Consider the following 24758-nt stretch of genomic DNA (forward strand, 5'->3'; position numbering starts at 1 on the left):
GTCGCAGGTGGTAATAAAGCAATTAAATGCCGGGTAATTCCAGTTAACTTTTAATATTTTTTAGATAAGATATTAGAATAGGCTTGCCTGTCGGTAATCCATCACAAATCGAAAACACTTTTCCATCGTTACCATCCCAACGCCCCGTGCTTCAATAAGACCTATGAGCGATGTTATCCGCTCAGATCTCAGTGCCCGGTAGACGGCATCGACCTGGGATTGGTTTCTGATTCCTGTATGAAGTTTAATCATAGTTGGGGATAACGTAAACCATTGTTTTTTAAACTTGTCAAAAAGATCATCCGGTACATTCGGATCGTAATCATAAATTTCAATTGAAATATTACATGGCGTCAGATAGCGATCCATCATTTCCTTTACTAAGACCGGATCAAGGCCGCCATTATGTGTACCCAACATAGGAAATGCTATTGAACTTATCTCCCAGGTAAGGTAATTATCCGCAAAATTCTTTAACCCCTTTTCAATATAATTAAGTTCACTTGGATATTTCCAGTGATTTTTTGTAGGAAAATTCAGAACCCAGGGGATATCCTTTTGCTCTTTGTAAAGCCATGGATAACCGATGCGTATATCGCCGTTCTTGCAGGCTTTTTGATAAGCATCAAATAATTGCGGGTATCGAAGTTTGAATACCAATGCAATTCCTTTTCCCATTATGCCAACGCAGTTAACAGTGTTAACGATTGTCTTTGACTGAGTATTGAAGATGTTGCCTTTAAGATAGGTTATCGCCATAAGATACAGGGTTTAGATTTCTATTTTCAAATATCACCCATTCCTGGCGTTTTTCATCCCGGAATTTTAACGTGAATGGTACAAAAGGATCTATCCTTAAATTAATATGTTTTTCGGCGGTGATCATCCTGCTTCCTTGTTTTATTGGAAAACCATCTAAAATTTCTGTTTGTGCGGCTGAAATCGATTCAAAAACGAGTTCATGCGGTCTGCTATAATGTGTACTGAAACTCAACTCATTTCCTTCAATTGTATAATCAACTCCTGGATTGTTGTAATGAAAAATGTTTAGACTGCCATCGTCAACCCGAATATTTTCCGCAAGGGGATGGTCGGTTCCGATAAATTGCAAAAGAGCCTGCCTTGAGTTTTCATTACTAACTATAATTTCAATACCGGAAATCTCACTGAGTTTGAAGATATCACGAATAAGGAATTCCTGTTGTGACGCAGTTTGCTGCCGTTGAAATAATTCGCCAAAAATCTGACGAAAATATTCTGGGTCGTATCCTCCAACTTTATTTTTTGTTATCTGCCCCACGCGTTCAGAAGTCATGTAGAGAAAATCAAAATCAAACTGATTTAATAATTCAGGACCGACTGGAAACACTTGTGCCCAGTTCGTTTGCATATTACCATTGCTTGCGAAACACTTTCCTGGATTTTTGTCTAAAACCTCTTTAAGGGGGAAACGGAAAAATACGGGTACAGGGCATTTTGGTAAACCAAGCAATAATGCACGATGATAATACTTGCTTGTTTCACTCATGCCAAGCATTTCATTATAAAATTGCGTAGGTGTTTGGGGGCGAAAGTAAAACCTCGCGTAATTGTGGGCTTCATCGCGACGGGCGACAACGTTGCCTGCGGCATTAGCGAATCCATTTTTTAATAATTCTGCCTTATGGCGGCTGAGAATTTGCCCGGATAATATTATTTGAGCTGCGTTCGTCAGGTGCGCAAAGTGATAAACATAACCTTTCCATCGCGAAGCTTGTTCATGCACTCTACGCCTGAATTCTAAAGGGTGGTCATTAGCGAATAGCTCACTTAAGGCGGCTGCAGTCTCTTTATCTCGGGTGACAGAATCGTTTTCTGACAAGGCGATCCAATCCCACTTCTCTCTAAAGTTTTCAAGCCATGAAGCTTCAAATCGTTTCCAGTATTTTTTTGACAAAGCCGGCCACGACAAATATTCTTTTAATACTTCTAAAACATCCGGAGAATAATCAAAATCTTCTCTGGCGGATAGTACATCCCAATCCCATGAAGCGTTTTTATGACGAATTATAATTTCTGGAACCGACACAAGATCTGTCCTTTTAGACATAATTTTAAAATTCCAGCAATGGGAAAAATCATCAAACCACTCTTCCCCAAGTGGCACGGATAAATTTAACGAAAGGAGATCCCAATCAAATTTTTTCTGTAGTACAGTTAACGTTTGTTTATCCCAGTAAACCTTTGCTTTTCTGGAAATAAACTCCCAGTCAAGCGGTTTATCTTTTAATAGTTTGAATAATTGCGGCGTCCATTCAAAATCCACTCGTCGTGATATTGCAGTAAAATCCCAAGGTTTATCGGATAGAACTTCGAATAATTTAAATTCAGGTATAAGGTCGCGCCGCGCTGATAATGATTGCCAATCCCAATTCTTATCGCCAAAACTGATTAAAAATTCAGTGCCCATAGACACAGCTGAATTTTGGGATAGAAGTTGCCAGTTCCAGGGTTTATCAGGTAATCTTTCGAGCAGGGAGGCATCCACTTGAAGCATTTTTGAAGCAGATAACGCAGTCCAGTCCCATCCTTTGCCTGAATAGCGGATGAGCAGTGAATGTTCAAACTGTAAATCTTCGCGAAGTGAGAATGCAGCCCAGTCTATATCGAGGTGAAAATCCTGATATGTTTTCTTATTCTCTGCAAAACTGCGTTTAGGTTTCATAAACCGGCTGTATTGAGAGAGATATGTCCAATCCCATTTTTTTCGAAATGCCTTCAGATACGTCCAATTGTCGTTGATAAAGGAGTTTTGTGAAAGTGTTTTCCAGTCCCAGAAATGATAGTAGGTATCAAGAAACTTAACAGTTAGATGGGGATGAAGTCTTTCATCTGATGATAAAAAACTCCAGTCAAACTTTAGAAACTTTTCAAATTGAAGGCGTTGGATCGGTGGTTTATTGATGATTTCAGGAAAAATCCCTTCAATTGGTATTCGTTTGGTCAAATTTGACCATGTTTCTTTTTTTAGCGTTTTATCGGTTATTCGATTAACAATTTTAGCAATTTCATATAAACGTTCCAACAAATCATCAGGTGTAAGGGCGTTGTTGATAACATGTGGCCACCAAAGGCGAGTCGCTATGTTAGGATTATCTGAAATAATATCTTTAATTTCTGTTTTATCAAAAGTCTCTTTAGTGAGATAAGTCCAATCCAGTTTTTCTTGCCAGGCGTTTAAGTTTGATTTTAGAATCTCTTTAGAAAGATGCTTGCTGAGGTATTTCCAATCCCACTCATTTCGATAAGTCAGTGCATGGCTAACTAAGAACTCTTCATCCAATCGTGGAGTAACATCCAACCAAAACTTTTTGATGAAATCAAGTTCAGAAGATCTGCTGTTAAAAAAATAAAATTGATTTAATACAGGTAGTAGTTGAACAATATGTTCAACATCGGCTTTTTGCGCTATTGCCGGCCAGTTCCAGGATAATAATAAATTTTCTGTTTCGAGTATGAAGTCTATTACCAAGTTTGGATCTCTGATGCTCAGTATGTCGACTGCGATATAATCAGGATAATTGTCGTATTCTGAAAGCAGGGCACTAACCGGTAATGCATTATTCAGATATTTCCAAATGCTTTCACGAACGGAACTACCTGTTAATTGTCCGATGTTGTCAAAAGCAGCAATCGTTGTGATTAACTCGTCATTTGGTATTCGGGAAAGTAATATTTGCCAATTCAATCGGTCTGCAAAATGCAGTAGCGCTCTTTTAGGCCATGCAATCGTAGTATTGCCCGATATCATATCCCAATTCCAACCAAAATCAGGGTAATCTTCGATTATTGACAATGAAGAAATTACCTTACTTATATGTGTGCGGCCTTGATTGGTGGTTATTTTTTTGCTGAACTTCTCAAAAGTTTCTTCATCCCATACAATATTCGGGTTAAGTTCAAATCCAGGTTGCGATAATGTGGACGTCCAACGCAGCAATTCTCTGGTATCAAACCATTCAATCAAATAATTATCCCACGGAAGTCGCTCCATTGTAAAGGGTCGAATGCTCGACGCCTGTGAGTTCATTACATCCAAAAAATAAACTCGATCCGTCTTTGCTGGCCAGGGAAAATCCGGAGAAAAAACGCGAATTGTCAATTCCTTCCAATCAAGAAATGGAGAAAATACTATTAGATGATCAAAGAGAAAATCGGGGGAAATTTTGTCTTGCAGTTTTGTCCAATTCCAGCTACAATCGCTGATTTGCGATACTTCCCGTAAGGCTTTTTGAAGAAAGCTACCAGATCTTTCTGAAAGGACAGTTTTATTAAACGGCATTTTTGAAAGCCCGTTCAAGATTACCTCATCCGGCAATGATTCTGACAGAATTGGCCAGTTCCAGCGAAAGTCTTCCCAAGTAAAATCGTAATGTTCTACAAATGTGGCATTCTTCCAAAGGGCAGTTTCAATAAATGAAGCGCTTTTATTTGAAAGTTCCTCAAAATCCCATGCATATTTAAGTTCGCTACCGTTGGTTGTAAACCGCTTTAAAATAAATTGTTCGTCCAGCCGCTTTGTAATAATCTGCCAGTTCCATTGAGTTAAAAAGTCCTCAAAGTGTTGCACGAGTAACGGAACGGGGAGATATTCTGAAAATGTAAGCCAATCATTGGCCTCCATGTGAGTAATGAGATGCTTTACAATTCTGTCATCTTCCCAGTTCAGACGCTGAGAACGAAGAAGATCTGAATATACCCACTGATCTGAAAAATTAACCAGATCATCCCAGGTTATATCCGTTTCCTCATTAGCCCAAAGCTTATTGAACGCGCCTTGTCTTCGTAGTTCCTCTCTATATTCAAGATTTTTCGGGTTGTTAAAGCAAGATGTCAGGTACTCATTTACTTCACCATTAAATATAACTGATACACTGGCATTAAGGCTATTAAAAAGTATATCTGTTTCTAATTCATCAGGTGCGTAATAATACGGCTTTCCCGCTGAAAGCAAGTCACAGGTATCATATTTTTCTATGCAACGAATTTGGTTCTCAAGGTCGTTCAAATACTTATCGTCCTTGTTTTTTGATAAATTTATGTAGCCGGTTAACCGGTTATTTTCAATAAGGGTAGCGGGAAAACCAATTGCTTTAAAATCAAAGTCATCATCCACCAGTAAACGCGTAAAATTGAAATTACCTGTAAACCCTTTGAAGTAAAAGTATTTGCGCTTATTATCGATAGCATCAGCAGCAGATGGTGTTAAATTTAACTTGCCGCCCAAATGGGTTATAAGTCCATAGTCGATCAATCCAGATATGATGAAGTCAAATAAAGCTACTTCAGCAGGATCATAATAGATATGCCTGTCCGGATCATCCGCAATCGCAAAACCAAGTGCCTGCGCAAGTTCATTTCTTATAACTGTGGAACCTTTATAGCGAATATAGGATATGATTAATTTTTCCAAATCCGTAACCGGACTTGCTATTCGGTAATCAATTGGTATGAGAAAACGTTCCCCCTTTATCTTTTCACGTATTGATCCGGAGAAAACCACATCAGGATATCCTGTATTTTTATTCAAATTTTGGTTTTCTGCCATTAACTATAGCGGTTTAAATTTTTGTAATCTATTACGGCACCCAATTCCTGAACTTGTTCAAAAACCCTTTTGTAACAGTCGTGCTGACTAAAATGAGCGGCGTTTCCTACTATGACGAGTAACCTTTTAGCCCGCGAAAGGGCAACGTTTAATCTGTTTGGAAATTCTGCAAATCCAAGGCCTGTTTGTTGAGGATAACCGGCATTTTCGGGGAATTTCGAAAAATCAGGTAATTGGTGAGGTGAGGAAATTATTTTGTTGCTGCGTACCATAGAAACAATGATAATATTCCTTTCCATTCCTTGAAACCGGTCAACTGTCCTTACCCGTATTGGAATATTATCTGCAAACTCCTGCCTTAGTTGATCCAGATAAAATAATTGCTTTCCATAAAAACTAATCAACCCAACTTCCTTCTCTTCAGGTTTATTCCAGGAATTTTGAAAAGCTTCAAAACCTTCGCTATTCCGCAAATATTGAAGAACCCTCCTGACAGCTTCAACTTCCGAAAAATTAACCCTCGAAGAGCCTTCCTTCATTTCAGGTTCGTCTACATTAATCCACAGCAAATGGCGGCTTGGGTTAATAAAGTCTTCGTGAAATAAGCCGTGATATCGACTTAACGGCTTGTTCAAATTAGGATCATCAGCATCTATGTTTGATATTCCGCATTCCAAGCCACCATCATCTATGTAAAATTGCTTGATTACTTCGTTAATATGGGGGTGCATTCTGTACTGTCGGTTGAAACGGGACACAAGTGATTTGTCAAGCCCGGGATTTAAGAACAAATGCTCAAACTGTGAAATTTGCGCTTGTTTATCTTGTATAAATGAGCGTGCGAGAGCAGCACCGCCTGCACCGCTAAGCGTGGTTTCAAACTCTTCCTCATCAAGAAGGGGCGGTAATTGCCGGTGATCACCGATGATTATCGCTTTTTTTGCGTACGTCAACGGGAGTGCAAGTTCTGGCGGAGTTGCCTTACTTGCCTCGTCCATGACAACAATGTCGAATGCTATCTTTGGTAACATTGGCTTTTGCCTGCCTTTAGGTGCTTGTGATAGGACCTGTTTTAACTGCCATATTTTTAAATATTGCCTGAAAAAGCCTGTTTTCTTCCCCTCGGAATTATTTTCACCGATGTAACTCCCAGTGGAAGCGACAACATTACTGTGTTTAATATAAAGTTTCGCGGCTTCTGAACGGATTTCTTCCGTAGGGGCGGAAAGAATTTTTTGCCATTGTTTTTGAAATTCCTCAGGTAGGGTTTCTTTGGTTCGTACTGCCAGTTTAGGGAGCCATCGGGCAACAGCATTGTCATCAAATGATTTGTCTTCAGATGAATTAATCCATTCTTCTATTCGGCTAAGAGCATATCGCGATCCTTCACTTTCAAGATTAGATTCTTTGCCGATCCGTATTGGTTTTACAAGATTATGAATGGGATGTTCAAGCTTCTCAATCGCGTTATCAACCGCCATATTTGTTTCCGATGTCAATAATATTTGCTGGTCGGGCTTTCTTCTGATGTTATGCCATATAATTTGGGAAATCGCCGTTGATTTTCCCGTCCCTGGTGGTCCTTGTATCAGTGCAAGGTCAGGTGCGAGCAAAGTTGAAAGTACTGCCCTTGTCTGTGAGGGATTAAGATGCTGGTAAGAATGCTTTTCTATCTCCTGCCATAGATTCCCATTCTCAATCATCAGTTCTGGTTCCAGGACTGGCCTTGCTTTAGATGAGTCGAAAACAAATGATTTAGTAAGCGGGTTAGGTAACGCTTTGGCATCGCCCGCGAGCTTTTCCATTGTTTGATTTAACCGCTCAATTTTTTCGCGCTCTCCTCTTAAATTTGCCCGTATTAAGGTGAGGTCCATTTCTTTAAGTTGACTATCAGATAGGAGCCTTTGATATATTAGATAAGGAAATTTTATTTTTTGGAGCGTTCCAATCACCAGCATTTCATTGCCTTGGCCGATACAAAATTCTTCACCTAATAAGTGGCTAAACCTCACGGTTTCCTGAAATGCCTTTAATTTAGTATTCTCTTTTGCCAAAAAACATAAACGCTGGCTGTTATCAAGACGAACTTCGATATCTGTGTTGTTGGTTAACTCATCAAGTAAATTCATGAAATTTAGACGACTCGATAATCGTCCGTTAAATTCCATAAAATGACGAAAATGAATGCTCTGCCCATAAATTCCGTAATTGAGTTCAAGAGCCGGGAAATGCGTTTTTAGTTTATCTGATAATGAAACCAGTGTTAGTCCGGGTTCGGGGAGAATTGATGCAAGAGTAAACTCTGGTCGGTAAAAAATATGGATATCCGGAATTTCATTAAGCCGGGATAGAACTTTATCAAATATCTTGTAATCTTTTAAATGGAAAATTAAATGGTCGTTTTTCAACCCTGTTTTGAAGGTAATATCAACGAACTCATTCAGGAGCTCTTTAAATGCTAAGTGGTTTTTATAAAAAAAGGATTTATATTCTGTTGCTGTAAGTTTTGATTTAAATTTATGACAATCACCTTCAATGCCTTTGTCAAATCCCACAGTTTCAAAATAGGAACATATTTCATCGGTAACAGGTACATTAGCTTTAAATTTCAATTTTAACAATTGATCTTTTTCGCTAACCTGTTTATTTCTAATAGAAACCTTACCAGCAAGTCCGCTTTCAAAAAGTAAACGGTCAAGATAACGTGGATAATCTGGCGTGATTCCAAGCACAATCTGAAAAGAATCGGGAATAGAAATATAATTTTTCCATCGAGAAGTTGTAAGAAAATTAATCAAGTTCGGATAGGCCTTTGGCGGAAATTGAATACGGCCCTGTCTGTCATCTGCTTTAATTATCAGGTTTATTTTGTTCGCCTCCTGAATAAGCAAATTCAGTTCAGGTCCTGCTAATGTTGATAAAACACCAGATAAATAGGGCTGGGGGTCATAATCAAAATAGCATGTCGCTGCTATATCCTTAAGTTGCTCTAACTGAGAGTCATTAATTTGAGTCTGCCAATCGAGATAAAAACATCCGCCTTTTTTATCAATATCTGAGTCGTTGATGCCAAGGTTCTTGTTCAGGGTTTGATAAAAATGTTCCTGTGTAAATCTTTGGTCAACTTCAAGCGAGAAACCAGATACTGATGCCTGTTGAATAACGCCTTTAGTCGCTATGGGCTGTTCATAAAGGGTTGTAAGTTTTTTTCTGGCTTCTATAAATAATCGCCATGTACTTTGCGAGCTGGTGGTCGGCATTCCTGTAATTCAGATAAGGTGCCTCTAAATATAAATAAATCCCTTTGAAATTCCCTGAAGGTAATAGGTTGCAACTAATTATAATGCGCTTAAATACTTTGGAGTACTTCCGCTTTTTGATAAACATTTAGTAAGATTTGAAAGTATCTTATGAGCTCTTTCAATTCATAACAGGATTCCCCATGATTGGAAGTTTAGCAAATTTAATTACTTCCAAACTGGCGAAACCAAATTCCTGTACCACTTTGCCAAGCATCAGGTAGCAGCCCGGTCCCCGGAACGGATAGGCAGGCGTACGGTTTGGAAAATGCACAGTGTCGAAAAAATTACCCTCTGCGTCCAAAAAAGTGCCAAACCACATTTTCTGATTGTTTTTGGTATGCACTGTTTTTTCACAAACATACCTGCCGACCATTTTTACCGTTTGCCCTACATGGTTGATCAGATCACTCGTGAAAAGTTCCCCCCGATAATCACTTTCCAGCAACTCAAACAGGGTCATAGAGAGAGGGAATCCCAATAATTCAAGTTCGTGGTAGGCGTCTTCCAGCCGGGTATTTACGAGTACCGGCAGTTTGTAATTCTTGCTTTCCAGCTGGAACAGTTCTGCATCGTTTTTGGGTTTGACCTTTGTTCCCAAAAGTAAATGTACCTCCCACAATAATTGCTTTTTGCTTTTCCCTGTAAAGCGAAGGGCTCCAACGCGAATTAGTGTAATTGTCTGTTCAAGGCCAATTCCTGTTCTTTTAATCAAATCCTCCAGGCTCAGAAACGGGCCATTAAGCCGGCGTTCTTCCGGTATCAACTCTGTCAGGCTCCCTTCGAGCCCATGAACTCCAACAAAACCCAGATAAGCATCTATCCCTCTGATATTAACGATTGGATCACTGTTATTGACGCAAGGGAGATGTACAACTGCGCCTGCTTTCTGAAGTTCATGAACATACAGTGACCTGTTGTAAAATCCTCCGTAATTATTCAATACTGCGACCATAAATTCACGCGGGTAGTAAGTTTTCAAAAAAAGACTTTGGTAGCTTTCAACTGCGAAACTGGCAGAATGCGCTTTGGAAAAGCTGTAGCCTGCGAAGGAAGATACCTGCCTCCAAACCTCTTTAACTACATTATCAGGCCGTCCCAGTTTTTTTGCTTCAGCAAAAAAATGTTCTACCAGCCGGTCAAATTCTTTTTTGCTGCGATATTTACCGCTCATGCCTCGCCGCAGAATATCTGCATCCGTGCCATCCATGCCGGCAAAATGAATACATATCTTGATCACATCTTCCTGATAAACCATTACGCCATAGGTCTCTTTCAGCTGTTCTTCCATAACAGGATGCAGGTACTGTACCAATTCCGGCTGGTTGTGGAATTTAATATAAGCGCCCATCATACCTGAACTGGCAACGCCCGGACGAATAATGGAAGAGGCCGCAACAAGGACGAGATAATTATCGCAGTTCAGTTTACGGATCAGCTGCCTCATGGCAGGTGATTCGATATAGAAACATCCGATTGTATTACCTGAACGCATTTGCGCGTTTACTACCGGGTCTTTCATGAATTTTTTAACCTGATGGATATCGATCTTTTTCTCCTGGTTTTCTTCTGCAAGCTTGACGGCCATTTTAATATGACCGATGCCGCGCTGACTGAGTATATCGTATTTATCAAAGCCAATTTTCTCTGCCTCATACATATCCCACTGAACTGTTGGCATACCTTTGGGCGGAAGGTCGAGCGCTGTATAGTAGGTGATGGGATCTTCGGAGATCAATACTCCGCCCGCATGAATTGAACGCTGGTTAGGCATGTTCGCCATTCGCTCGTGGATAGCCACAATTTTTCTGAAAGTGTCGTTGTTCTGATTGAATGCGGCTCTTGTCTGATCGGTAAAGCCATCTATTTCTGATTTGGGCAAGCCCATTACTTTACCGATTTCACGTATGATACTGCGATCCTTGAAAGTGGACATAGTTCCGAGTAAAGCGGTATGTTCGCGGCCGTAGCGCTTAAAAATATAGTCCTGTACATCTTCGCGCTCATCCCAGGAATAATCTATATCGAAATCCGGTGGAGAGGTACGCTGGGCATTTAGAAAACGCTCAAAATACAGGTTCAGTTCTATAGGGTCAACATCGGTGATTTTGAGACAATACGCAACTATACTGTTAGCACCGGATCCTCGGCCAACATGGTAATAACCCTGACTCATGGAATACCTGATGATATCATGAGTAATTAAAAAATAAGCACAGAAATCAAGTTCAAATATCACCTGAAGTTCGTGCCTCACTTTGGCGAGCGCCTGCTTGTTATTCCTTCCATAGCGATAGACTAACCCTTTCATAGCCAGTTTTTCCAACAGTTCACGATCATCTTTTTTATTGCCGGAAAAGGTTTTCCGGTTAAGATTAATCCTGCCTTTCGGATAGTCCATTATGCATTTATCCATTAGTTTTCTCGTGTTATCCAGGACAAAGGCATATCGAGCAAATTTAGCTTCCAGCATACCCGGTGATAAAAACATATCCGTCGGCGCACATTTATCATCCGGCTTAACCATCGTTAATACGGTATTAAGGTCTATGCCACGCAGGTATTCGTGAAGCCGGTATTCTATTCTGTCCATCACAAAAACGGGCTGAAGGGCTACCAATTTATCTTTAACTGACGACAGATCTTTACCATAAAGTTTATTCAGCTCGTCAAAGCGTACGCCCACATATTCATTATCTTTAAGATCGCCCTTGTAAGCGTAGGGGTATATTACAAATACATTCTTGAAAGAAGGGGCAGCATCGTGCAATTCCTTTACTTCCAGATTGTGTTCGGTCAGGAAATCGTTTAATTCTTTCATGCCTTCCCGGTTCTGCGCAATCCCAATATATAACAATTGCTTTTGCCGCCGGAATTCGATTCCGCCGATAGGTTTCAATCCTTTTTCGTCACACGCCCGAATGAATTCCATCGTACCTGTAGAATTGTTGATGTCTGTCAGCGCCATTTGTGTTACACCACGGGCCATAGCCTCTTCAACCAGCGTCTCAATTGACATGGTTCCGAACCTCAGGCTGTATTGTGAATGCACATTCAGGTACATGGTTTACAAATTTAGATTCATGCCTGATGCCAGTTTGATTGCCTGCGGCCCGAACCGGCGGCGTATTTTATCCATTGCCTGGCATAAACTATACTGTTCTTCGGACGCACTGTACAGATCTATCTGTTCAAAACCATTTACAAGATTAGACAGCCTTACACCCACAAGCCTGATCAGAAGGCGCTTTTGATAAGCTTGTTTAAACAGTTCTTTTGTTTTTTTTATAAGAACACCGTCCAGGGCTGTATAAGGTATCGCAGCCTGTTTGGTTACGTCCTCCCGGGTTGAATACCGCACAGTTACGGTTATGCATGCACATTGTTTCTGTTTCTGACGAAGTTCAAAAGCCAGATCCATTACCATCGAAGTCAGTAAATAATTAATTGCCTCCATATCTATGCTGTCACTTTTGAACGTGCTCTGTGTACCGATAGATTTTTGTTCCTGATAAGGAACAACCAGTGAATCATCTATGCCCTTTGCTTTGTTCAATAACCAGATCCCGTTCTTTCCGAGAATACTCGTCATGTATTCGGGGTGTACTTCGGCCAGCTGATAAATGCGTTTAACACCCATGTCACTCAGTTTGATAAAAGTTTTTTCACCAAGGCCTGGTATCTTTTTTATTGAAAGCGGATTTAGGAATGGCCGTACACCTACTGGCTCAACGAAGAGTTCCCCGTTTGGCTTACATTCATTGGTCGCCATTTTTGATACGGTCTTGTTTACTGACAACCCAAAGGAAATTGGAAGACCTGTTTCCTTAATCACTGCCTCTTTCAGTTCATGGGCATATTGCAGCGTTCCGTGATAACGGTCCATGCCGGTCATATCGATGTAATGTTCATCGATACTGGCTTTTTCGATCAGCGGAACCCGTTCTTTCAGAATAGCTGTAATTTCGTGCGAGGCTTTGGAGTATTCGTCCATGTTTCCCCTGATCCAAATGCCATGCGGACAGAGCATGCGCGCAAGCTTGGCCGGCATAGCCGAGTGCACCCCAAACTTTCTTGCTTCATAGCTGCAGGATGCGACCACGCCACGGTCGGACAGGCTGCCGATAATCACCGGTTTACCTGTTAACTGCGGGTTTTTACGGACTTCAACGGATACAAAAAATGCATCCTGATCCATGTGGATGATCTGGCGGTCTGCGTTCATTATGCCTTTTGATTAATTAGTAAATGGTCAATTTTTAATCACATCATTTTTTGCTATTATTCGTTCAGAAAATGGATAACAAAACTAATACTAAAAATATTAGCATTTTGTTTATATTTGAAAATAATTTTAAACACCGGGCTAAATGACTGATAGCTTGTTTTATAATCCATTTCTGCGCATCAAGGAAGATACCCTGAAGAAACTCATGGGGACTGGCAAGCCTTATGTGGTTATCCAGCGTTTTCAGTGGCCCGGCCAGCCATTACAAAAAACATTTTTATTGTCTGCTTATGCGGAGGAGCATGAAGCGCGTTACCATGAGCAGGAATTACGGCTTAATGAGGGTAAGGCGCAGAATCTTTTGGATCTGAGTCAGTACCAGACAGTTATTAAGCTTTTAAAAACCGGATTGGGAATTGCGATGTTCTTTAATGGCACAATAGATGCCCGTCATGAAAAAAGACTTCAAAAAGCTTATGTAAAAAGTGTTTCTGCGTATATTCACTATATCCGCATGAAAAAAGAGGATCATTTTGATGTGCGTATATTTGTGGAATACGGGCGTTTGAAAGCAGAGATCACTTCGGGTGAACTAATTCATACGGCGCTTTTTTATGATATGATCAAATAGCTTATGTGCAGAGATATTAGCTTTCATTCAGAAATACAGATCGTAACGCAGGATTTTAAGGGTATTCAACTGGCTCCCAGTTTGGCTCATTATCCTAACGAAATGGTGCATGTAACCTGCGAAGTATTGCCCACACACCCGATTGTAGTAAACAGGAAGGCCTTGGTCTTAGCGAATATGAGCTGGGGTGTAGTGCCAACATTTATCGATGATCCTAACGAAAGGCAAAAGCAGCGGCTAAATTATGTAAATGCCCGGTCTGAAAGAATTATTGATGATAAAAAATCCTACTGGTATCGGATACGTCAAAACCGTTGCCTGATCCCGGTTACCGGCATCTATGAACATAGGGAAGTAAAAGGATTTAAAAATAAAATACCTTATCATATCAGCCTTGAAGGCCGCAAGGGATTTTATGTGCCGGCACTTTACCAGGTCAGTCAGGAAGTGGACCAGTACACTGGTGAATTTTACAGTGTGGCGTCCTTCACCATGATCACACGGCATGCCAACGATAAAATGCAGTGGATACATAACTCCGGTGATAATAAACACCGCATGCCACTTTTCCTTACACCTGAAATGGAACAAGCCTGGGTACTGGATGATCTGGCTGATGATGACATGGATGAGTTTTTTCATTTTGAAATGCCATCTGATGCGATTGCTCATCACCCGGTATGGACCATCCGGGGCAAAAACGCTTTACCAGCTGGTCAGCCACGCGATGCCTATTATGACTGGGGTAAAAAATTGCCGGTTTACGGTCAGGAAGAACCACCAGCTGAACAGGCGAGCCTCTTTTAATCGTAATGTGATTCGATATGTTCACAGATATTGCGCTTCAATTCTTCACTTAGTGGATTGCCGGAAATTTGCTGCCACTGGTCATCATGTGATACCTCAGCAATCACTATACCGTCACTTTCTATACCATAACTGTTGCCATTTTCGGTAATACGGAAATTATGCTCAACGCCGTCAATTGTTTCATTATAAGGAAAACTGTGCAGTTCTTCATACGATTCCATAAGTTCATTAACAAATTGGATTTAATATAGTTGCAATAATACCTGATCATTTTTCAAATATATGGGCAGACGCATCCGCCAAAATCTTGAATTGATCAGATCCGCACAAACTTTGTTATTCTCATAACTCGGGTTGCCAGCGTCTTGCCGAATCATTTATTTTCAATCATACTGATTTGGAGGGAACTGTTCCAAAACCACTTTTTTTATGCTAAGGTAAATCTTCCTGCTAATGCGTCAAGGGTATATAAACCACGGCACACCGTGGCCCCTGACACATCATCCGTTTGCTTTATTCCTGCATCAAAAAGTAATTATGGAAACAGCATTTTTAAACCTCCAATCAGCGAATGAAGTAAAAACCTACTTGGATAAAGGGTGTCATACACATTACGAACCCGCCATTCTGAAAGAGATTCTATTATCTGTTGAGCAGTCTGACATCACTCGGCTTAACTGGTTCAATCAGTTCGGCGACTGCTTCCGCAGCATTCTGATGAATGTTTATGCTTTTCGGAAAAGCTGTGAATTCGGGTTTAGAGACATCAGTTTTGATCAGTATGGCTGGTTTAACCGCCCCCAGTTTTTGGAAACACAAGATCTGAAATTCGGAAATGAAGCACGATACGGTGAGCACAGTATTATCCATATTGGCAAAGGCAAATCAAATGTATGGACTTACGCACTAAATTACAGTTTTGGTACTGCTGGCGGCGGTTCAGCGCTTTCTGTTTATGGCAAACAGTTCAGCAAGAGGGAATCTGCAGTGAACGCAGGTATGACTGAACTTAAAAAAATAATGACCGATAAACTCAACCATCCAGATACGACCAATTACAAACACACTGTCATTACCGGCACTCTCCGGGATATTATAAAAGCTGAAGTAAACATGGTGCAGCTTTCACTTTTTTAATGTTTTGCAGATCCTTAATTCCTGTTATATAAAATTTTTTCGACCGTCCGTTGATTTCTAATTATTGAAGGAAGGTTTTAGTAATAAATGTAACTACAGGTACAACCGCTCATTACAATGTGCTTTTTGTTTGTATTTTTATCCACCTTTAACTCGGTCAAATCACAATTACAATCCCGTATGGTTTCTGAAAAAATATTAAATGATGATGAACTTCTTTTTCGGCTTAGACCAGTTCATGAACTCAAAGGGCTGAATTTTCTCGTTAACAGTTATCAGAGAGGTTATAAGTGGACAGCTCAGGAAGCTCTTGATCTTTTAAACGATGTCCATGAATTCGATACTGATTCAGGAATCTACTGCCTTCAGCCTCTTGTTGTTAAAGAACTTGATAGTGATAATACCGACTTTGTTTTCCCTGCTTTTAGTTCCAATAAAGTTTATGAACTGATCGATGGGCAACAGCGGATGACAACCATCTTCATGATCATGAGTTATCTGAATGGCACGGCAGATTTCTGCAAGATATTCTACCGGACAAGACCGGCGAGCGGAATTTTTATTAATCAGGTTAATCAGCTTAAGCATTACGAAGTTCTTAATCATCTTATACCGGATGTTCCTAAGCTAATTAATAGTTTGGATGCCCAGTGGAATGACTATCTGTTAAGTCAAAGTGCGGAATTTGACAATGTTGACAATTACCATTTTTTCCAGGTTTGGAATACAATTAGGGCTTGGTTTAGCGGCAAATCTATCGATGAGTTAGCGAGATTCAGATCTAACCTCCTGGAGTTCACCAACATTATCTGGTATGAGATTTATTCTGAAGAATCACCGGAAAATGTTTTTCTTAATATTAACAGCGGGAAAATACGTTTAACTAACGCTGAATTGATTAAAGCACTGTTTTTGATCAGCTGTAAAGATATCTCAAATAAAGAGGTTAATGACTTCCGTCAGAATTCAATAGCACATGATTGGAATGCAATTGAAAATGCACTCCAAAATCCGGAGTTCTGGTATTTTATTCACCCGAATCCGGACAAGGAACATTTCCCGACACGCATCGACATTCTTTTTAACATCATCAAAAAGAAGGAGTTGAAGGACAAGAATAAAAAAGATGATTATTTCACTTACAGGCAGTATGCAAATGATCTGAAATCAGGGAAAAAACTGGATTGGGGTAAAGTTAAACAACTTTTTGATCAGCTATCTGAATGGTTCGATGACCGGGAAACCTATCATCGTATGGGTTTTATTATCTCTCAGCAGTTTAAAACAGTTTCTCAACTGGTAGAAATCAGCAAGGGACACGGGAAAGAGTATTATAAGGAACAGTTAAAGAAAATCATACATGATCGTTTTAAGCCGGTCAATGGAAAATCATCTGCATACGGTTTAACCAACCTGCATTACAAGGATTCACCCGCTGAGACTCTCGCAGTATTGCAATTATTTAATATAGAGACCTACCAGCGAAGTGATGCGAATTTCAGGTTTCCGTTTCATCGGTTGAAACAGCAGCGCTGGAGCATTGAGCATATCCACGCCCAGCAGACTAAACTGTTTACCACCGTGTACCAGGTGAAACTTTGGGCGACGGATAGCCTTAACCTTTTAAAAAATGTGCTTTCAGATCGAAAAGAACCTACAGAACAGAATTCTTCCCTTCAGAACAGGCTAAATGATTTGGCTGAAGGCTTAGGCCAGGATCCCCTAAAAGCACTTCAAAAGCAGAACCTGGCAGAATTATCAGAAGAACTAGCTGAATATTTAAATACTCACAAAATTGCCAATCTCGCATTGCTGGATCTGAAAACCAATAGTGCGATTGGGAATAAACCCTTTTTAGATAAGAGGCTGGTAATTCTGGACGCTGACAGAAAAGGAGGTGTGACTCTTAACGGAAAGTTTGAATCTGCATTCATTCCTGTATGTACAAAAAATGCTTTCCTTAAATATTACACTAAAGCGACTACTGATATACAGATGGAATTTTGGGGTGCGGAAGACAGAAAAGATTATGAGGCCTCCATTGAAGAAACGTTGAGCGATTATTATAAACCCTGATGAACTACGTATGAACCAAATTAACACTTTCTGGAAGCTAATAACTAATCACAGGGTTGAGATTCCGATCATACAGCGCGACTATGCACAGGGCCGGGATGAACAGGATGATCCAAAGGCTGCTCAGATCAGAAAAAAATTTGTGACAGACCTGGTTACTAATCTTAATAACCGAACAACACCTGTACATCTTGACTTCGTTTACGGGAAAATTAACGGACGAATAGATGCTCATACCCGCCAAAAAAACAAGACGGCTATAGACAGTCTGCTTAAATCTGTAAAATCTTATTCAGATACGCTTAAGATTAAGATAAAATATGAATTTTTAGAAATGTCTGGTACCGCAGATAGTGCATCTCCGGATACTACGTTTGTTCCGCTTGATGGTCAGCAGCGTCTGACAACACTGTATCTCCTGCATTGGTATCTCCTGACCAGAACACAAAGAAGCAGGACTGCGCTGCTTAATTTTACTTACCGTACACGCCCCGGATCTGACAGTTTTTGCCGCGCCTTATCAACTGAAGATTTCCTGATTGACGACCCTTCGCAGTATGCGGCGGCAAAACAAAATTTACTCTCATCTCAGATCTCAGACCGGTCCTGGTTTTTTTCCTACTGGCGTAAAGATCCCACAGTGAAAGGAATGTTAACGGTACTTGACGAGATACACCGTCATCTGTCATCTTTCGCAAACGACCGCCTGGAGCTTATGCTGGAATCGCTTACCCAGTCAGATCTTATCTCATTCGACTTTCTGGATATGGACAAGTTCGAACTTACTGATGACCTGTATGTTAAAATGAATGCCAGAGGAAAACAGCTGTCCGATTTTGAAAACTTCAAAACATGGCTTCAGGAACACGTTAAAAAGGAGGATCTTAAAATATTAATTAAAGAGTGGCATAAGAGAATTGATATTCAGTGGGCAGATCTTTTCTGGCGTTTCAAGAAAAAAAACTCATTTGAAGTTGATGACCAGTATATGGCTTTTTTCAACTTCATGGCACTTAACATTTATGCGAGAACAGTTGAGGTAAACGACAGCAAGATATCAGCCTCTGCAAGCTTTAATTTTGACCTGCTTCGGAAGAACGATTATATACCTCCGGCTGTATATAAAGGCATCGGCTGCTTTTCAGAAACAGAGCTAAATCATATCTTTCATACACTTTCCGCACTTGAAGACAGCGGATACAGTGTACTTGAAACTGTTCTGGAACCATTATATCCGGAAGGCAAAGATCAGATACTTCGAAAATTGTTGGGGCCGGACCTTTTAACGATCAATTTATGGGACCGCTGTTATATTCACGCATTGATTTGTTTTATTTCGGCTCGCAAGATTAATCTTTCCTTATATTCTGATGATGAGCGACGTCAATTGTTTGAATGGTCACGCGTAACAAAAAACCTTATTTATAATTCTGCTATAGATAGTCCGCCGGACTATATCAGTGCTTTGAAATCCATTGTCAAATTATCCGAACACCAATTTCAGATATATAATTATCTCGCATCGGACAGCGTCGACGACATTTTGTTTTTATCCCCCGCACAACTTACAGAAGAAAAAGTAAAATGCCGCCTGATAACTGCCGACAGAGCCTGGGAAAACGAACTGATCCATGCGGAAAATCATGAATATTTTTACGGGCAAATAGGTTTTCTATTATTATTCAGCAGGATCAATAAAGAAGATTACCTTAAAGATTTCAAACGATATGCCGCCAAAGCTAAGGCTCTCTTCTCCGATGAAGCATTCGCAGCCGATGTGAATAAATTCAGGTTGCAGCGGGCACTGCTGACAAAAGGTAACTTTCTGATCGAATCTGGCGGAAACGTCAGCTTTTGCCAATCTGGGCGTGGAACTGTAAGGCAGCGTGAGGAGAACTGGCGAAGACTGTTCAGGAACAATGAAAAAAACAGTTGTCTAAAAGATCTTCTCGATGACAACAGAGAGCTTATAGATATTATTAACGGGTCGTCCATTACAGATTGGCGAAGAATATTTATCTCTACGCCAAAGTGTATTGGATACTGTAATCAGCGAATGATCAAAGTTCGTGATAATCTTGAAGTAACCTTACTGAGCCAATCGCAGATGAACCATTATCATACAGATCTCTATTTATATGCATTGTGGGTAATGCTGGAAAAATCCGGAACCCTGCATTTTAGCGCCTTTAATGATCAGATCAGACATCATGATGTTAAATCTTCTAATGAAGAACCGTGTCTAAGACTAAAAAGTTTTTCTTACAGGGACTCACTCTATACGGTGGCTATTTATTCCGAAGGTACTAAAGCAGAATTCAGCGTAGAATTTTATAATCAGGATCAGGTAGAAATCCATGACAATATCAAAATCAGTCTTTCTAACCTTTCCTTTAAAGATAATGGTTTGAGATATGTTATAAATGTAGATGAGCGAACAGTTGTCTATACGCTTCGCGATCTTTCCGAATCACTCTTAAAAATACAATAAATGCACCAGTTTGAGCATAAAAGAATTGACGTCGCGATCAAATGGCAAAAACCGCTTAGCCTGGAGGTAGTGAGCGAAATGGAAGTAGAAAAATGTAAGGACACTTATTTCTACAAAATTGTTGGCCGGCACAATAACATGTTCAAGCTTTTTTATATCGGGAAATGCATAGAACAGTATGTAACCACTAGGATATTTCAGAAAGATCACTTACTTAAGCAAGCTGATTTTAAGGAAGCTCATAAAAGACATAAGTTAATGGTCAGCTTTGGGAATTTGAGTGAAGAACAAAAACTTAAACCAACAGAGCTAAGTAACGTTGAAAGCCTGCTAATCTATTCACATACACATGATGATTTTTCTTACATCAAGAATAAACAATGCAGTCTGAGCCATAATGTGATCAAAAATTACCGAATAATTAACAATGGCTGGCGGGAAGAAGGAATGTATAAAGTTGTTGCGTATGGACTATTTGTAAGGTCATAATTTACTAAATCATAATAAAAATGAATTTTACAGGACTTGATATCAGGCTTCGACTGGCCTATCCGCCGATCAGCAATTACGATTTTACGTTTGTGCGAACGGAGGAAGTAGTTCGGGACTTGCTGGCAGAAAGTATGCTTTATATAATCGTCCAGCGTCCGTTATTAACTTTTGAAAATGTTGCATCTTTTAACGATGTCATTACTTTTGAAATTCATCAGCAATTATGTAGTGATGTGTTAAATTGTAAAATGCCTATACGTCAAATAAGCCTATTTGACGATATTAATGCTGATCTGGCAATGGAAATTGGCTGGCATGATAAAAATCGTGATCCGCTTAAGTTGCCGTTGACAGAAGTGGACGGTCTGAGATTTTTTGAAGACGGGCATTTTAAAAGCTGGCTAACGCCAGAACGCTTTATATACCATTGGCTGACAGATAAATTACATGCAGAGGTTACTGGTAATTTCCTGCCTTTTATTACATATCATGTACATTATGTAGGGAAAGCTACAGATCAGCCCATCTGGAAGCGGTTGGATGGTCACAATACCCTTCAGAAAATCCTAAGTATTGTGATGCCGCAAGGGAAGGCGTTGCCTACCCACGAACTTTGTTTACTCCTGTTTGATGTTAGCGAAGTAGTTTCAGTAGATACAGTTACACCAGATGACTCGGACGTTGCTCTCAAGACATTTCCGACAAAACGTACCATAGCTTTGGATGCCGAAAAGCTATTGGTCCACACTTTGCAGCCGGAATTTAATGATCCTACAAAACGATTCCCAGGTTATCCTATCAGTAAAGACGGACTTTCCCAATATAATTTTGGTCATATAGTCTATCAAATCCGTGATGAATTGTGCTTGAAAACCGTTACATATACAATTGTGGGTTCATTAGATTCCAATCAGGCTGATATTTTTCATATCGAAAATAATGGTCCTGTTAAAATCACGAGGCAAACTAATCAGCTATAAACTCAATTCCACCTATTTTAAAAGTCCTTATTAAACCTGTCATGTTAAATTTTAAGATATTTATTTCCAGCCGCAACAATGACCCAATCACAATTGATACTGTACCAGGCGAAAGTCTTACAAAAATTAGACGGAAATTAAAAGCAAAACTTCAAAGTGAACTGTTTTTGGGTAATCCAATTTTTGAAGTAAAGATTAATGAGGATTTTGCAGCGGATGCATCAAAAGACAGTTATCAAACCTGCCTTGACGAAATAAAGGATTCAGATTTTACCATTGTTTTATACAATGGCTATGGAGGCTGGGCACCTGCAGGAATTGATGTAGGTATCTGTCATGCCGAAATGGAGCAGGCACTCGCTGTTTCACAAAATAAAACTGCAGTGATCGATATCAGGGAATTTGCACTTGTTAACTCTTTTGAGGCAGAGGATATAAAAAGAAACAAGGCGTTTGAAGATTACCTTTCGAAAATGAACAGGTTTGGCAACCCGGTAAAGCTGATGACAGGCCACAAATCATCTGCTGACTTTCAAGAAGAACTTTATCAAACTGTGCTAAGCACTTTATCCAGGCATTTCGAAACACGCATTAAATTGTCCAACCAGTATTTTAACGTAGAATCGAACAACAAGGTCTCCCTTGATTGGAAGAAGATGAAATATAGTGACAGGGATAAAGCAATTACCAGGATTCTTAAAAAATTGATAAGCAATTCTGTTTATTTTCCTGACGTTACAAGACCTGTATTTTCCATCCCGGACAATATGTCCAGGGAGGACGCTAAAGCATTTGCGGGGCGTCCTTTTTTAAATGACCCTGTTTTATATGATGCAGGTAAAACAGGACCAATACATTTTGTCGGTGTATTTGGAACAGCGACGGAAACCCAGGTCAAAAATGTGATAGGATACACAGATGTAAGTGTTGTAGTTTCAGATTTCGGTCTTTATGTATGGGAACAAACGACCCATATACAAATGGTGTTTTTGACAAAATGCCGAACGGAAGAGGCAATAAACATGCAATTTCTGGCCTTTAATAACTGGATTATTTCAAGTGAAGAATATGAGAATTTATTGAAAAGAGCCGGGGCGAGGACAATGATATTAGCTGCTGTTAACGCGGCAAAAGCGTTGTTGTAATTTTTACTAAATTCTAAAATCAAGTGTTAATGTAAAATGATAAGACGGGTATTTTATTCATGGCAGTCTGATATTAAAGGTGCGGCAAACCGCAACCTGATCCAGCATTCATTAGAAACGGCAGCAAAGAAGATCGCGGCGGATCATTCGGTAGCAGTTGAGCCGAGGATTGACAGGGACACCCTTGACCTGCCCGGTTCACCAGATATTTCAGCAGCGATATTTCATAAGATCAGCAATAGTCATGTGTTTGTAGCCGATATATCCATTATAAACAGCAGTTACGAGGGCCGTAAAACCCCGAATCCTAATGTGCTTATCGAACTTGGGTATGCTTTGCATTGCCTTGGCCATGAACGGGTTATTCTTGTTTTTAATACTGCATTTGGGAAACCCGAAGAATTGCCATTCGATCTTCGCTCAAAACGCATCATGACTTATTGTTCTGCTGAAAATGCGGTTGAACGGGCCGAAACACGAAAAGAACTTGAAAATAAGCTTAACGGCGCGCTCAGAGATGCATTCCTTGTGGTTCCCGATGATGAACTAACCAGTCCGGATATCAATGCATTGATATCCGCCATTGAAAACCAGTCAAACAACCGGATCATAACGCTCAGGAGGTTTTTGAAAACCATCCTGGAGAAGCTGTCAGAACTGGCACCGCCAACAATTCACAATGGCGGCACCTTAGATCATTTAATGTCGGCTATTGAGAAGTCGGAACCACTGGTACTGGAATTTGCAGTTGTTGCAAACACTGCTGTGGTAATAAAAGATGCTACCTTAATTGAAGAGATCTATAAATGGTTTGGAAGCGTAATTGAAAGATATCGGGTAGCTGATAGCGGCGGAATTACCTTCGACGGTGATTATGATTTCTTTCGTTTTGCTGGCCATGAAATGCTTACCACCTTATTTGCGTTCCTGATTGCAGAGGAGCAGTATTCAATTATTCAGCGCTTACTGCAAAAAACAATAACGGTAAAATATCTTTTAGAGGAAAACGGGCCTGCCGATGTTTATTATTATTATGGGACAGAATGGGCGTATCTGCTGAAAGAAGAAAGTGAAAGGCGCGGAATCACAAGCCTGCATGCAAATTTGCTTAAAGACAGGCATCAAAATGGAGCGTTGGCCGAACTGATTCCGATGAGAGACTTTGCAGCAGCTGATTTTTTTCTATATCTCTATAACAAAATTACCAAACCTGATCATTCCAGGTTCAGCCATGGCTGGAAACCATGGAGCATTGTCTTCCTTAAAGAGCCCCCGGTGTTTTTGAAAAAAGCAGAACAGGAGGCTTTCGCGACAGAGATGGTAAACTTTTTCAATCTTCAAACAACAGAAGAACTTAAAAATGAAATCGAAGCTCACACGCTCAAAGTGAGATCATTTTATAACAGAGTGACACTTGATTTATTTCTGCGGTCTTTCAACTTTAACAAAATTGGCACCTTGAAATAACATGTACTTGTTTTGCTTATTGACCAAATAGTTTATTCCCGTTTTCGTCAAATACAATGATATCCTCCCCGAGATCGGTCAGCTGGCTTTGCAGCACCAGAAATTCCCGGTCTTTGATCCCAAGTACTTCTACCTGCCATAAGTGGTCCCGCTCAAGTTCCTGGTGGTATTGGGGTTTTATATTAGCTTTTATGGTATAATCTGTTACCGTAATCCGGCAGATCTGGTCATCCATCCTCCGGTCAACCTGCTCCGGATACCTTAACCGCGAACTCATAAAGTTATAAGCCCCTTTTTTTATTCTCCAGGGATAAATGGTATTTCCGTTTTTCATTTGGTTATAATCTGCGTGAATGTACAAATCGTCCGAATGATGAAGACATAACGTTGATAAATACTAAGATTTTGATCTTCC

General features: G+C 40.1%; 16 protein-coding genes. 9 read left to right on the plus strand and 7 right to left on the minus strand.

Going from position 1 to position 24758, the window contains the following annotated elements; all coding sequences use genetic code 11:
- Window positions 1-72 precede the first annotated feature (72 nt).
- The 5 genes from AC59GT_RS17755 to dinB all read right to left on the minus strand — a co-directional run bounded on the left by AC59GT_RS17755 (window position 73) and on the right by dinB (window position 13111).
- Complete coding sequence (locus tag AC59GT_RS17755) at window positions 73-759, minus strand: macro domain-containing protein (protein ID WP_497238880.1); 687 nt, start codon at window positions 757-759, stop codon at window positions 73-75.
- Entirely contained in the window at window positions 740-5587 is a 4848-nt protein-coding gene (locus tag AC59GT_RS17760; protein ID WP_497238881.1) for a DarT ssDNA thymidine ADP-ribosyltransferase family protein, read from the minus strand. Before AC59GT_RS17760 ends, AC59GT_RS17755 begins: the two co-directional genes overlap by 20 nt.
- Entirely contained in the window at window positions 5587-8847 is a 3261-nt protein-coding gene (locus tag AC59GT_RS17765) for a DEAD/DEAH box helicase (protein WP_497238882.1), read from the minus strand. Before AC59GT_RS17765 ends, AC59GT_RS17760 begins: the two co-directional genes overlap by 1 nt.
- A gap of 160 nt (window positions 8848-9007) precedes the next feature.
- On the minus strand, window positions 9008-11950 hold the full coding sequence (locus AC59GT_RS17770) for a DNA polymerase III subunit alpha (protein WP_497238883.1): 2943 nt from the start codon (window positions 11948-11950) through the stop codon (window positions 9008-9010).
- 3 nt (window positions 11951-11953) lie between these two features.
- Window positions 11954-13111 (minus strand): DNA polymerase IV, encoded by a 1158-nt coding sequence (dinB, locus tag AC59GT_RS17775; RefSeq protein ID WP_497238884.1) that lies wholly within the window; start codon window positions 13109-13111, stop codon window positions 11954-11956.
- 145 nt (window positions 13112-13256) lie between these two features.
- Here dinB and AC59GT_RS17780 point away from each other — a divergent pair, with 145 nt between their 5' ends.
- Both AC59GT_RS17780 and AC59GT_RS17785 read left to right on the plus strand, forming a co-directional pair.
- Entirely contained in the window at window positions 13257-13745 is a 489-nt protein-coding gene (locus AC59GT_RS17780) for a hypothetical protein (RefSeq protein ID WP_497238885.1), read from the plus strand.
- 3 nt (window positions 13746-13748) lie between these two features.
- On the plus strand, window positions 13749-14552 hold the full coding sequence (locus tag AC59GT_RS17785) for an SOS response-associated peptidase (protein ID WP_497238886.1): 804 nt from the start codon (window positions 13749-13751) through the stop codon (window positions 14550-14552).
- Here AC59GT_RS17785 and AC59GT_RS17790 read toward each other — a convergent pair.
- A complete protein-coding gene (locus AC59GT_RS17790) occupies window positions 14549-14776 on the minus strand; it encodes a hypothetical protein (RefSeq protein WP_497238887.1) in 228 nt (75 codons plus the stop codon). The genes AC59GT_RS17785 and AC59GT_RS17790 overlap by 4 nt on opposite strands.
- Window positions 14777-15092: 316 nt before the next feature.
- Here AC59GT_RS17790 and AC59GT_RS17795 point away from each other — a divergent pair, with 316 nt between their 5' ends.
- From AC59GT_RS17795 to AC59GT_RS17825, 7 genes are all read left to right on the plus strand, one after another.
- A complete protein-coding gene (locus tag AC59GT_RS17795; RefSeq protein ID WP_497238888.1) occupies window positions 15093-15692 on the plus strand; it encodes a hypothetical protein in 600 nt (199 codons plus the stop codon).
- Window positions 15693-15872: 180 nt separating this feature from the next.
- Complete coding sequence (locus tag AC59GT_RS17800; RefSeq protein ID WP_497238889.1) at window positions 15873-17768, plus strand: DUF262 domain-containing protein; 1896 nt, start codon at window positions 15873-15875, stop codon at window positions 17766-17768.
- A 10-nt stretch (window positions 17769-17778) separates the two neighbouring features.
- Window positions 17779-20259, plus strand: coding sequence for a GmrSD restriction endonuclease domain-containing protein (locus AC59GT_RS17805; protein WP_497238890.1), 2481 nt, complete (start codon window positions 17779-17781; stop codon window positions 20257-20259).
- Window positions 20260-20748 (plus strand): hypothetical protein, encoded by a 489-nt coding sequence (locus AC59GT_RS17810; protein WP_497238891.1) that lies wholly within the window; start codon window positions 20260-20262, stop codon window positions 20746-20748. It abuts the gene before it with no gap.
- A gap of 20 nt (window positions 20749-20768) precedes the next feature.
- Window positions 20769-21731 carry a hypothetical protein gene (locus tag AC59GT_RS17815; RefSeq protein ID WP_497238892.1) on the plus strand — a complete coding sequence of 321 codons (963 nt, stop codon included), beginning with the start codon at window positions 20769-20771 and terminating at the stop codon, window positions 21729-21731.
- A gap of 41 nt (window positions 21732-21772) precedes the next feature.
- The gene (locus AC59GT_RS17820) at window positions 21773-22876 is read left to right on the plus strand and encodes a hypothetical protein (protein WP_497238893.1); all 1104 of its coding nucleotides are present in this window, start codon (window positions 21773-21775) and stop codon (window positions 22874-22876) included.
- Between the two features lie 36 nt (window positions 22877-22912).
- Window positions 22913-24343 carry a hypothetical protein gene (locus AC59GT_RS17825; protein WP_497238894.1) on the plus strand — a complete coding sequence of 477 codons (1431 nt, stop codon included), beginning with the start codon at window positions 22913-22915 and terminating at the stop codon, window positions 24341-24343.
- A 16-nt stretch (window positions 24344-24359) separates the two neighbouring features.
- On the opposite strand, the gene AC59GT_RS17830 is transcribed toward AC59GT_RS17825, so the two are convergent.
- Window positions 24360-24677, minus strand: coding sequence for a hypothetical protein (locus tag AC59GT_RS17830; protein ID WP_497238895.1), 318 nt, complete (start codon window positions 24675-24677; stop codon window positions 24360-24362).
- Window positions 24678-24758 lie beyond the last annotated feature (81 nt).

The sequence above is a fragment of the Mucilaginibacter sp. 320_HR genome (assembly GCF_059691875.1).